This window comes from Zobellia sp. OII3, assembly GCF_002211465.1.
In the GTDB taxonomy this organism is placed as follows: domain Bacteria; phylum Bacteroidota; class Bacteroidia; order Flavobacteriales; family Flavobacteriaceae; genus Zobellia; species Zobellia galactanivorans.
This window is the reverse complement of record NZ_MWRZ01000001.1, coordinates 1,745,341-1,756,401: the sequence shown is the minus strand read 5'-3', so window position 1 is coordinate 1,756,401 and position 11,061 is coordinate 1,745,341. Positions and strand designations below refer to the sequence as shown.

The window sequence follows — 11,061 nt, the reverse complement described above, 5'->3', positions numbered from 1 at the left end:
CTATAAAAGTTTTCTTAAGTTAGTTGGCAAAATTAAAAAATAAAAAAAAAAAAAAAAAAAAAAACAAACTAACAAAGAAGATGCTCACCAACAAACCTACCACCCTCCTACTCCTTTTATCCTATACGTTTCTAGCTTGCGGGCCCAGTTTCGGTCAAGATAAAAACCAAAAAGTCGACCGTCCTAATATCATATATATCCTTGCCGATGATTTGGGCTATGGCGATGTTAAAAGCTTTAATCCGAAAGGCAAAATCGCGACACCAAACCTCGACACCATGGCCGCCAATGGCATCAAGTTCACTGACGCACATACCTCATCCGCAGTGTGCTCCCCAACCCGATACGGCATTTTAACAGGGCGCTATAATTGGCGTAGCTCCCTAAAAAGTTTCGTTTTAAGCGGCTATTCAAAATCTTTGATCAAACAAGAGCGCACGACCGTGGCCGAAATGCTAAAAATCCAAGGCTATACCACCGCTTATATCGGAAAATGGCATCTTGGTTGGGATTGGGCGATCGAGGACGAAAATGCCAACTTAGAGCATGACAAACTGAATGTAAACCCAAAGGTTGATTTTTCCGTCCCTGTAAAAAATGGGCCTTCTACCCACGGCTTTGATTATTCGTTCGGATTCTGTGGTTCTTTGGATATGGCCCCATACGTCTATATCGAAAACGATAGGCCCACCATGGTGCCGACGAAAACCACTGTATCCGTAGACGACAAGGGGATTTGGAGAAAAGGACTTACTTCAGACGATTTTGTACATGCCACGGTACTACAAGATCTAACGGACAAAGCCGTAGGTTATATAGAGAAGAACGCAAAAGACAGCTCGCCTTTCTTTTTATACTTCCCCTTACCTGCCCCACACACCCCAATTCTACCGACCACTGAATTTTTAGGTAAAAGCAATACCAATATGTACGGAGATTTTGTAATGCAAGTAGATGATGTGGTACGCCAAATACGGGAAACCCTAAAAAGTCAAGGCATTTCAGAAAACACGCTATTGGTATTTACCAGTGATAACGGGTGTTCGCCAAAAGCCGACTTTAAAGAGCTTGAAAAGGTTGACCATGACCCCAGTTATGTTTTTAGGGGAACCAAAGCGGATATTTTTGAAGGCGGACACCGCGTACCCTTTATCGTAGAATGGCCAAGCAAAGGGTTGAAGAACGCAAGTTCCGACAAGCTTATCTGCACGACGGACTTCTTTGCGACCTGCGCAGAGCTAACCGGCTACGAAATTCCGGATACGGAAGCGGAAGATAGCTACAGCATGCTTTCTTTGATCAAAGGCACTAAGGATAAAGACATTCGTGAATATATAGTCCACCACTCCATCAATGGGTCTTTTGCCATTCGACAAGGTGACTGGAAACTGAGTGTTTGCCCAGGCTCTGGTGGTTGGAGCTATCCTAGACCGCAGGATATAGAAAAAGAGAAGCTTGATTTACCCGATATGCAGTTATACAATTTAAAAGACGATATCGGTGAAACCAAAAACCGGATCGAGGACAATCCTAAAAAAGCCAAAGAGCTAAAAAAAGCCCTTAAAAAAATAATATTGGACGGGCGGAGTACCCCTGGCGTAAAGCAGAAGAACGATGGCATGGAGGGCTGGAAGCAAATTGAAGGAATCGTAACCAAGTAACGCTTTAAGTCCTATCTATGAAAAACAAAAAATGGCTTATAATTGGTTGGATCTTCTTCGTTGCAAGCCTATCAAAGGCATGTAAAGTGCCTTCCCATACTTATATCCTAAAATCCCCGGACCAATCGATTGAACTCACACTTGCCCATACCGATGGTATTTTAAGTTATTCTATCTTCCAAAATGGACAACAAACACTTGAAAATTCAGCGTTGTCCATTTTTCCGAATACAAAAGTAAAAGTAACGGACACCAAGATTACTTCCTTCTCTAATACCTGGAGTCCGGTTTGGGGGCAGTTCAGTAAAATTCAAGACACGTATAACGAGCTAGAGGTGTCCCTAGATTATGAAGGTGTTCCGGCTACCCTATATATTCGTGCCTATGATGGCGGCAGTGCCTTCCGTTTTATGACCGATGAATTCCCTATAGCTAAAAAACCTGCCTTTTACATGGAATATGGACTCTCCGCTTCCGACAAAATCTATATGCCGGCCGGGGAAAGTATGCCGATTGGCCCTATTGTTTTGAGTGATTTGGAGCGAATGGATTCTATTCCTTACCGCTGGAAAGTACCTTTGGTAATAGAGACCGATCAAAGCAAATACATATCGCTTCTCGAATCAGATTTGGTAAGCGCTCCCGGTTTTTCCGTAATCGATTTTGAATACGATAAGAAAAAAGGGAAACTCATTTCCAATAACGAATTTACTTCCGAAGGAAGCAAACTGACAACCCCTTGGCGCTTGGTTCTCATAGAAGAAAACATAGGTGACTTGCTCACCAACACCATTCCACAAAATGTAGCCGCACCACTGGCGCTCGAAGATACTTCATGGATCAAGCCCGGAAAAACGGTATGGGATTGGCGTGTGCACGGATATACCGCAGCAGATGGATTTACTTACGGAATAGACACGGAAAGCTACTTACGGTTTATCGATTTTGCCGCAGAGAACGGTATTGAATATTTCATAATCGATGATGCTTGGTATACCGATGTTTCCAAAGGACAAATTGAAATGTCAGACAAACTCGATTTGCAAAAGGTAATGGACTATGCAAAAGAGAAAGGAGTGTCCGTATTGTTGTATTATGACAGACGCCAAGGAGATTACGGAGATGCCGCACTTTTCCCGTATTATCAAGAATTGGGCGCCAAAGGAATTAAATACGGCTTTATGGGAAGCAATGTTTCCTTTACAAGGGAGGCCATTAAAAAAAGTGCAGAAAGTGAACTTTTAATCGACTTTCACGATAGTCCGGTACCGTTTACCGGGGTTACCCGAACCTATCCGAATGCCATTACAAGGGAATATTGCCACGCCCAACAAGACTCTAGACGGGCCTTCACCCCACAAGCCTTTATTCGCATGGCATTGATAAACGCCTTGCAAGGCCCCTTGGATATGAACAATGGTGTATTTGATATCACCGGAGTCAATACTGGGGAAAGGGAAAAAGGCCCGAAAGCCAAAAATCTATATACCACGGTCACTGCGGAAGCAGCCAGAACCTTGATTATTTTTAGCGGGCTTGTGTGCATTCCAGATGCCCCGGAAGCCTACACCGAAAAAAGCGACCTGTTTGAATTTATTAAGGAAATGCCCATAGGACAATGGGACGAGACCAAAATACTCCACGCCAAAATGGATGCTTACATCTCTACGGCAAGACGACATAACGCGTCTTGGTTTATCGGTTCTGTTTATAATGAACCAGGAGGCGAGTTACCTATTGTCTTGGATTTTCTGGAAGCTGGAAAGGCGTATGATATTACCTATTATGAAGATACCGATGCGACTCACTTTAAGACCAAGCCGGAAGCCTATCAGGTACGAAGGGGAAGCGTAAAAAAAGGAGATGTTATCAATGCAAAAATAGCGCCCGGCGGTGGGCATTGTATGTGGATCAGACCAAGTAAGAAGTAAAAAATGACAATGAGAACAAGTACCATAAATAGTATTTTAGCTTGCCTTGGCATAGCGTGTTTAGTTTCCTGTGGAAACCAAAAACAAAGCCTTGTACCAAATAAAAAACCGAATATCCTTTTTATTGTGGTCGACGATTTGGGCTATACCGATTTGAGCGTTATGGGAAGCCCCTTTTACGAAACCCCCAATATTGATAGTCTGGCAAGGTCGGGTACTATTTTCACCAATGGGTATGCCACCTGCGCCGTTTGTAGTCCATCCCGGGCGAGTTTGTTGAACGGACAGTTTACGGCAAGACACGGGCTCACCCAATACGAAGGGGCCAAATCAGGACAGGCTTGGAAAGAGCTCAACCGACATACCAAATTGCTGCCTCCGGAATACAAACATCACTTAGACCGAGAAGATGTTATTCTGCCCGAAGTTTTAAAGGATAATGGATACACCACTTTTTTCGCGGGAAAATGGCACTTAGGAAGCAAAGCGGACCACTCCTTGCCCACAGACCATGGGTTTGACATCAACCAAGGCGGATATGAGAAAGGCGGCCCCTATAGCGGAGGTTATTTCTCCCCTTTCAACAATCCGCAAATGACGGACTATCCCGAGGAAAAAGGGATGTCGCTTTCTATGAAGCTCGCAAAGGAAACCTCAACGTTTATTAGGGAACAAAAAGACTCAACATTTCTAGCCTATCTCTCATTTTACGCCGTTCACTCCCCTATACAGACCACACAGGCCAAATGGAAAAAGTACAGGGACAAGGCCGAACGTATGGGCATTGCCGAAACAGGTTTTGAAATGGAACGGGTATTACCGGCCAGAAAATACCAAGACAATCCCGTATATGCAGGTTTGATAGAGCAAGTAGATGAGGCCGTTGGCAGTGTTCTACAAACTTTAAGGGACCTCGACCTCGACAAAAACACCATAGTGGTCTTTACTTCCGATAATGGAGGAGTTACCTCGGGGGATAATTTTTCTACCAATCAACTCGATCTTCGCGGGGGTAAAGGCTATCAATGGGAAGGCGGATTGCGCGTGCCCTATTTTATCTATGTACCGTGGATGTCACAAAAAGGAACCCACAACCAGGTACCCGTTTCCGGTGCCGACCTATTCCCCACCCTTCTAGATTTAGCCGATATTCCCCTTCAGCCCGAACACCACGCAGATGGGGTAAGCCTTGAGCCACTGCTAAAAGGAGGGCGCATTGCCGAAAGACCTTTGTATTGGCACTATCCGCATTACGGCAATCAAGGAGGGGAGCCCGTTTCCATCATGCGAAAGGGAAGCTGGAAAATCATTCATTATTGGGAAGACGGCCACACGGAACTTTATGATTTAGATACGGATTTGGGAGAAACCAAGGACCGCTCGACTGAAAAGGAAATCCTGACACTTGAAATGAAAGAAGAGCTCTTGGCCTGGCTGGAAGCTATGCAAACCGAATATGCCGAAGAAGACGCTTCATGGAACGAAACCGCATGGAAACAAAAGCTGGAAAACAATAGAAATATTTTGATGCCTCGATTGGAAAAACAACGCGAAAAGATGTTATCTCCAGATTGGCAGCCCAATACAAATTGGTGGGGAAGCCAACTATAATAAAAACTCAACATAATAAACATGAACACAACTATCACCCACCCGTACCTCATACCCCTACTCCTTATCATGGCCATGACCGCCTGTAAATCGGAGAAAAAAGAAACCCAAGTCCCCAAAGCCGTAGATACCCTAACCTTTACCCCTTACGAGGATGATTTAAGCTTTATGAAAACCTATACCCCGATAATAGAACTATCGGATCCATCGGGCAAGTCCAAAGTCGCCCTAGCCCCTAATCTACAAGGTCGAGTAATGACCAGTAGTTCATCAGGACCAGACGGACGAAGTTATGGATGGATCAATAGGGAACTTTTTGAATCACAAGACACCCTAGAGCACATCAATGCCTTTGGTGGAGAAGAACGTTTTTGGCTAGGCCCCGAAGGCGGGCAATATTCACTGTTTTTTAAGGAAGGGAATGAGTTCAACTTAGAAAACTGGCAAACTCCAAGGCTTATAGACTTAGAACCTTTCGATATAAAGAGCAGTGCCCCGAACAAGGTGGTATTTACCAAAAACGCCGCGTTGACCAATTACTCAGGATTTCAATTCGACTTGGGCATTGAACGTGAAATAACACTTTTATCCCCAGAAGAAATACAGAAAGAACTTGGTATAGGTACATTGGGGGAAACTAGGGCCGTGGCCTATAAAACCACAAATACCGTAACCAACACCGGAAAAGAGGACTGGAAAAAAGATTCCGGACTGGTATCGATATGGCTCTTGGGCATGTTCAACCCTTCTCCTAAAACAACCATTGTCATACCCTATATCTCGGGTAATGAAGACCGATTGGGCGCAGTCGTAAACGATACCTACTTTGGCAAAGTCCCACCAGAACGATTGGTTGTTCGAGAAAATGTTCTCTATTTTAGCGGTGACGGACAGTATCGGAGCAAGATAGGCCTACCTCCCCTTCGCGCAAAAAACATAGCGGGCTCTTATGATACGGAACACAAAATACTGACCATTTTAAAGTACAACAAACCCGAGGGCATAAGCGATTACGTAAATTCGATGTGGGAAATACAGGAAGAACCCTACTCGGGAGATGTAATCAATTCCTATAATGACGGCGCCCCTGCTCCCGGCAAAAAGCCCCTCGGCCCTTTTTACGAACTGGAAACCTCCTCCCCTGCCTTGGCACTAAAGGCCGGTGAGAGCGGAACGCATATCCAACACACCTTTCATATTGAAGGGAATGAAAATAGCTTGGCGCCCATAATAAAGCAAGTATTCGGAGTAACCATAGATGACATCAAAAAGGCCTTTAACTAAACCTATGGCAAGAAATCAAAAATCAAATCGCGCAAAGTGGCCAAAAAAAAGTACGCTTTATCCTATCAGTCTTTTTATGATAGCCCTATTCGCTTTATCAAGCTGTAAGCAAACCAGTGAAAAAGCGATCAAAAAACAAGAAACCGATGACCCCCTTAAATCGGTCCGGTTTACCTACCAAGAGGTCAAGGGCATTGGGCATGACTCCCTTTTTAACAGACGAGACAATAGCGATATCATTCAAGTGGATGGCACGTATTATGTTTGGTACACAAAAATGGAGAGCCCCCAAACCGCAGGCTATTGGGGTTCTATCTGGTATGCGACCTCCGTAGACGAGGGACTTACTTGGAAGGAAGAGGGCATGGCACTGGGGCTAGGCCGTGAAGGGAAATTTGACAGTCAATCGGTTTTTACCCCCAACATCTTAACTTATGAAGGGCGGTATTACCTGTATTATACAGGAGTGAAGCCTACACCCGGAAATAAGGACCATATATTCGAAAACAATTCGATAAATGATATAACCGCCATCGGACTTGCAGTAGCCGATCATCCGAAAGGGCCTTTTAAGAGGGTGGAAAACAATCCCATACTTGAAATCTCCCAAACACCGGAAGCCTTTGACAGCTATAGGATCGATGATGCCAGTTTATTGGTAAGGGACGATAAAATAGGGCTCTATTACAAAGGGCGCTCCATTATCCATGGTAAGCAAGGACCTTCAAAAACACAAATGGGCGTAGCTTACGCGCAACGACCGGAAGGTCCCTACGTAAAACATAAGGCTCCCTTACTCGACAAAAGCCACGAGGTTCTAATTTGGAAAAAAGATAAAGGCGTTGCCGCTTTGGCCTCGATCAGTTCCTCCATCAGTTATGCCGAAGACGGCATTCATTTTATAACACTTCACGATAGCCTGACCGATATCCCACAAGCCCCAGGTCTATACCGACCTGATCTTGAAAGCAGCGAACACAAAGCAGAATTTCCGGTTTGGGGCATAGCCATGAAAGGAAGAAAGGGCCTAACCTATTTGACGCGATATGAAATGAAGTAAAAACAACAAACTATAATCATTCGGTGACGGGGCAGGGAAATAACCTCGTTCAAACACACCGAACCGGCCTTCGTTCTTTTTCCTCTTTTACCCCAAAAAATACTTCCTTCAATGGGGTGTTTTCAATCACCCGTAGTCAACCTCTCCTCAAACCAACATGACTTAGTCGATTTTAAAGGCGCAAAATCATGTAAGATTGTTTCCTACAAAACAAAAGCCCCTAAAAGTTTTATATTTTTTCAAAACTACCGTATTTATTAAAACTTCAAGATTAGCATTGTCATGTGTTTTCCTGTAAAACAACTACATACATATTGAAATAACCTACATTTTAAGTAAGATAAAAGTCTATTTAGACTACAATAACAAAATCTTAACATTTCATATTTGTAATAGCTATTCATTATGATATGTTACAAGCTAAATACATTTTATGAGGTTATTATATATCAAAAGAAAAACAAGAACAGAAAAACACTACAGTGAAAAAATGGGGGCCCTGACCACAAGGGTAACTTCTATCAAACGCTACTTTTTGGGGCTGCCCATCAGCACCCTGCAGAAATACCGTAAAACCTATTACGGAAAAATAAAGAACTACGACGACTGTCAACTCTTTATCTAAATACAACCACAAGACTTTACTTAGAAATTCACAAGAACTCCTTAAAACAAATTCATGAAAGTACTAGTAATCGGAGCCGGAAATATGGGATTGACCTATGCTGAAGGCATGTCTAAATCTAAATTGCTCAAAAAAAAGAACATCATGGTGCTAGACAGTTCCGAAGAGAAACTGAAAGAGCTAAATGAAATGGCGCATTTCGATGCCTTTAAAAAGTTGGAAGAATGTGTGCCCCAAGCAGACATCATCTTTATTGCGGTAAAGCCCTACCACGCCAACGCCTTGTTCGAGACCATTAAACCTTTGGTCCATTCCGACCAAATCTTGATTTCCATTATGGCCGGCGTTACCATTGATGCCATAAAAACACATACCGGCCTGAACAAGATCGTTCGCGCCATGCCCAACTTACCGGCCAAAGTCGGCAAGGGACTCACCTCTTACACCTCTTCAAAGGAGGTGTCAAGAATAGAGCTTTTGACCGTGGAAAGCCTACTCGACACCACAGGAAAGTCCATTAGGGTACGCGACGAGAACTTTATAGACGCCTCTACGGGCATATCGGGCAGTGGCCCGGCCTATGTCTTCTATTTTATGCAAAGCATGATGGAGGCCGCCCTACAAATGGGCTTTTCGAAAGAAGTATCGAGTGTTTTGGTGAGCGAGACCTTTACTGGCGCCGTTGAGCTCTTCAACCAGAACAACCTTAGCCCTAATTCTTGGATGGACCGTGTGGCCAGTAAGGGAGGTACCACACAGGCGGCCCTAGACTCGATGGACGACAACAATGTCAGCGAACTGATCAAGGAAGCGGCTTTTGCAGCTTTTGAGCGCGCAGTGGAATTAGGCAAAGAGGAGAACTATGCATAAGGAACTCATCGTTATAAAGGTCGGCACCAACGTAATGACCAATAAAGACAATCGTATCGTACGCCCCGTACTCCGCCGGTTGGTAGAACAGATTGCCGAGCTCTATGAGCGTGGCATCATCACCATTTTGGTCTCTTCAGGTTCGGTAATCGCGGGCAAGGAAGTATTGGGCAATTCAAGTATTGAAAACGATACCCAGAGAAGACAGGTATATTCGGCCATCGGCCAACCCCGAATGATGCGCCTTTACTATAATATTTTTCATGATTACGGTATGAAATGTGCCCAAGTACTGCCCACCAAACGCGATTTTAGTCCAGGCGTACACCGCCAGAACATGATCAAGTGTTGTGAAGGCCTGTTAGCCGAAGGGGTCATTCCCATAGCCAATGAAGACGATGCGGTATCCGTTACCATGTCTATGTTTTCAGATAACGACGAGTTGGCCAGTTTGATCGCACAATTGATGAATGCGGATAAGTTGATCATCCTCACCGATATTGACGGACTTTACACTGGCCATCCGAATGCCGAAGACAGTGACCTTATTCCACATGTAGGACCGGAAGACAATTTTGAAGCCTATATCAAAGACAGTAACAAGGCTGCCGGTGAAGGCAGGGGCGGTATGGGCTCAAAACTAGACTATGCCCAGCAGGCCGCCGCCAACAGCATACCCACCTATATCGCCAACGGAAAAAAAGACCGTACGATAATCGATATTATAGACGGAAAAAACGTGGGGACCCGAGTGGCCCTCGAAAAACAGGAAGTATAAATGAAACTGATTACAACGGATATAAAGAACAAGGTACTGGATTCCATGGTCCGCATTTTGGACAAAAACCGAACGGAACTACTGGAAGCCAACAAGAGAGACCTGGAACTTTTCAATAAAAACGACCAAGCCCTCTATGAGCGGCTGATCGTAGACGACAAGAAAATAGAAGAAATGATCGCGGCGGTACAAAAGGTACGTTCGCAAGAGGATCCCGTAGGAAGGGATATTTCTGAGGAAGAATTACCGAACGGCTTAAAAGTGACCAACAAAACAGCGCCTTTTGGCACTATAATGATCATTTACGAATCACGGCCCGACGTTACGATCGAAGCGGCCGTACTAGCCTTCAAAGCGAACAACAAAATTCTTTTAAAGGGTGGTAAGGAAGCGCTTCACAGCAATACCGTACTTGTCGATTTTTGGCATCGTGCCCTGAAGGAAAACAACCTTTCGACCGATTACATTCAACTATTGAACCTCAACCGCGAAGAAACCCGGGCCTTCTTGAAAAATCCAAACCAAAAGCTCGACCTGATCGTCCCAAGGGGAGGTGAACGGTTGATCGCTTTTGTAAAGGAACACGCCAGCTGTGCCGTATTGGTAAGTGGAAGGGGCAATAATTTTTTGTATGTCGATGAGCAGGCCGACTGGGAAATGAGCCTACAGGTCATATTAAATGCTAAAACCGCCAAGATATCGGCGTGTAATGCCTTGGACAAAATCCTTATCCACACCAATATTGAAGATTTTTCGCGAAAAATGATGGACTTGGCACACGTACTAAAAGAAAACGGGGTAAGCCTTTTGGTCGATGAAGGCGCGCAAAAAGTATTGAAGGACGAAGCTTTAATCCCCGAAACATCGGTTTGGAAAGAAGAGTTTTTAGCCCTGAAATGTTGCATCGGCACCGTAGAAAAAACCGAGGATGCCATTGAAACCATCAATGAACACTCCGGAGGACATTCAGCGACCATCATGACACAGAACAAGGAAACCGCCCTACGGTTTATGGAGCAGGTAGATTGTGCAGCCGTCTACCAAAATGCCTCTACCCGTTTTACCGATGGCGGAAAAATGGGAGTTGGCGCAGAATTGGCCATTAGCACCGATAAATTGCACCATCGCGGCCCATTGGGGCTCAAGCAGTTGGTAACCAATAAATACTATGTCTTTGGCGAAGGACAAATAAGGGAATAAAAAAGGGAGCGATCAAATCGCTCCCTTTTCTTTTTTTACTT

Annotated in this window: 9 protein-coding genes; all 9 read left to right on the top strand. The window is 44.4% G+C overall.

Annotated features, from left to right (window positions below; genetic code table 11):
• Positions 1-80 precede the first annotated feature (80 nt).
• Positions 81-1,661, top strand: coding sequence for a sulfatase family protein (locus tag B4Q04_RS07130; protein ID WP_088696415.1), 1,581 nt, complete (start codon positions 81-83; stop codon positions 1,659-1,661).
• A 17-nt stretch (positions 1,662-1,678) separates the two neighbouring features.
• A complete protein-coding gene (locus tag B4Q04_RS07125; RefSeq protein ID WP_088696354.1) occupies positions 1,679-3,592 on the top strand; it encodes a glycoside hydrolase family 97 protein in 1,914 nt (637 codons plus the stop codon).
• Between the two features lie 9 nt (positions 3,593-3,601).
• Positions 3,602-5,203, top strand: a complete 1,602-nt coding sequence (locus B4Q04_RS07120; protein ID WP_088696414.1) for a sulfatase — start codon at positions 3,602-3,604, stop codon at positions 5,201-5,203.
• Positions 5,204-5,224: 21 nt separating this feature from the next.
• Complete coding sequence (locus B4Q04_RS07115) at positions 5,225-6,487, top strand: DUF6786 family protein (protein WP_088696353.1); 1,263 nt, start codon at positions 5,225-5,227, stop codon at positions 6,485-6,487.
• A 76-nt stretch (positions 6,488-6,563) separates the two neighbouring features.
• The gene (locus tag B4Q04_RS07110; RefSeq protein WP_088696413.1) at positions 6,564-7,547 is read left to right on the top strand and encodes a family 43 glycosylhydrolase; all 984 of its coding nucleotides are present in this window, start codon (positions 6,564-6,566) and stop codon (positions 7,545-7,547) included.
• Between the two features lie 433 nt (positions 7,548-7,980).
• Positions 7,981-8,172 carry a hypothetical protein gene (locus B4Q04_RS07105; protein WP_013993774.1) on the top strand — a complete coding sequence of 64 codons (192 nt, stop codon included), beginning with the start codon at positions 7,981-7,983 and terminating at the stop codon, positions 8,170-8,172.
• A 54-nt stretch (positions 8,173-8,226) separates the two neighbouring features.
• Positions 8,227-9,042 (top strand): pyrroline-5-carboxylate reductase, encoded by an 816-nt coding sequence (proC, locus tag B4Q04_RS07100; RefSeq protein WP_013993773.1) that lies wholly within the window; start codon positions 8,227-8,229, stop codon positions 9,040-9,042.
• Positions 9,035-9,820 carry a glutamate 5-kinase gene (gene proB / locus B4Q04_RS07095; RefSeq protein ID WP_088696352.1) on the top strand — a complete coding sequence of 262 codons (786 nt, stop codon included), beginning with the start codon at positions 9,035-9,037 and terminating at the stop codon, positions 9,818-9,820. Before proC ends, proB begins: the two co-directional genes overlap by 8 nt.
• The gene (locus B4Q04_RS07090) at positions 9,821-11,020 is read left to right on the top strand and encodes a glutamate-5-semialdehyde dehydrogenase (protein ID WP_088696351.1); all 1,200 of its coding nucleotides are present in this window, start codon (positions 9,821-9,823) and stop codon (positions 11,018-11,020) included.
• The last annotated feature ends 41 nt before the right edge of the window (positions 11,021-11,061 follow it).

Coding starts and splice junctions, on each gene's coding strand:
- proB (WP_088696352.1), top strand. CDS start 9,035: ATGCATAAGGAACTCATCGTTATAAAGGTCGGCACCAACGTAATGACC.
- B4Q04_RS07115 (WP_088696353.1), top strand. CDS start 5,225: ATGAACACAACTATCACCCACCCGTACCTCATACCCCTACTCCTTATC.
- B4Q04_RS07125 (WP_088696354.1), top strand. CDS start 1,679: ATGAAAAACAAAAAATGGCTTATAATTGGTTGGATCTTCTTCGTTGCA.
- B4Q04_RS07120 (WP_088696414.1), top strand. CDS start 3,602: ATGAGAACAAGTACCATAAATAGTATTTTAGCTTGCCTTGGCATAGCG.
- B4Q04_RS07130 (WP_088696415.1), top strand. CDS start 81: ATGCTCACCAACAAACCTACCACCCTCCTACTCCTTTTATCCTATACG.
- B4Q04_RS07090 (WP_088696351.1), top strand. CDS start 9,821: ATGAAACTGATTACAACGGATATAAAGAACAAGGTACTGGATTCCATG.
- B4Q04_RS07110 (WP_088696413.1), top strand. CDS start 6,564: ATGATAGCCCTATTCGCTTTATCAAGCTGTAAGCAAACCAGTGAAAAA.
- B4Q04_RS07105 (WP_013993774.1), top strand. CDS start 7,981: ATGAGGTTATTATATATCAAAAGAAAAACAAGAACAGAAAAACACTAC.
- proC (WP_013993773.1), top strand. CDS start 8,227: ATGAAAGTACTAGTAATCGGAGCCGGAAATATGGGATTGACCTATGCT.